Annotated in this window: 1 protein-coding gene and 1 pseudogene; both read left to right on the top strand. The window is 68.7% G+C overall.

Annotated features, from left to right (window positions below):
* Positions 1-158 (top strand): F0F1 ATP synthase subunit gamma (locus DMB66_RS60165; protein WP_199753323.1); only part of this gene is annotated, 158 nt, incomplete at its 5' end.
* Positions 158-815, top strand: a pseudogene (locus tag DMB66_RS60160) (F0F1 ATP synthase subunit beta); the annotation flags it as partial. The gene DMB66_RS60165 and the pseudogene DMB66_RS60160, both read left to right, overlap by 1 nt.

The following is an 815-nucleotide window of genomic DNA, read 5'->3' as shown; positions in this document are numbered from 1 at the left end:
GGCGCCGGGCGATGAAGAGCGCGTCGGACAACGCGGACGACCTGCTCAAGCGGTACACGCGCGAGATGAACTCCGCGCGGCAGGCTGCGATCACCCAGGAAATCAGTGAGATCGTCGGCGGCGCCAACGCGCTGGCCGCGGCGGGAAGTGATGGATGATGACTGCTGTAGCTGAGCCCACCAAGACGCAGGCCGGTGTCGGCCGCGTAGTCCGGGTCATCGGCCCGGTCGTCGACGCCGAGTTCCCCCGCGACGCGATGCCCAATATCTACAACGCGCTGCACGTCGACGTGACCCTCTCCGGGGGCACCAAGACGCTGACCCTCGAGGTGGCGCAGCACCTGGGCGACAACGTCGTCCGCGCGATCTCGATGCAGCCCACCGACGGCCTGGTCCGCGGTGCCGCGGTCACCGACACCGGCGAGTCGATCACGGTGCCGGTCGGCGACGTGACCAAGGGCCACGTCTTCAACGCCCTCGGCGAGGTGCTCAACGTCGACCCGTCGACGCTGAACATCACCGAGCGCTGGGGCATCCACCGCAAGCCCCCGGCGTTCGCCGACCTCGAGCCGAAGACCGAGATGCTGGAGACCGGCATCAAGGTGCTCGACCTGCTCGCGCCGTACGTGCGCGGTGGGAAGATCGGCCTGTTCGGCGGCGCGGGCGTGGGCAAGACGGTGCTCATCCAGGAGATGATCATCCGGGTGGCGCGTAACTTCGGCGGCACCTCGGTGTTCGCCGGCGTGGGCGAGCGCACCCGCGAGGGCAACGACCTCATCCTGGAGATGGAAGAGGGCGGCGTGCTCGACAAGACCG

It is taken from the genome of Actinoplanes sp. ATCC 53533, assembly GCF_003947245.1.
The sequence above is the reverse complement of the archived record's forward strand: the minus strand, read 5'-3'. Positions and strand labels throughout refer to the sequence as shown.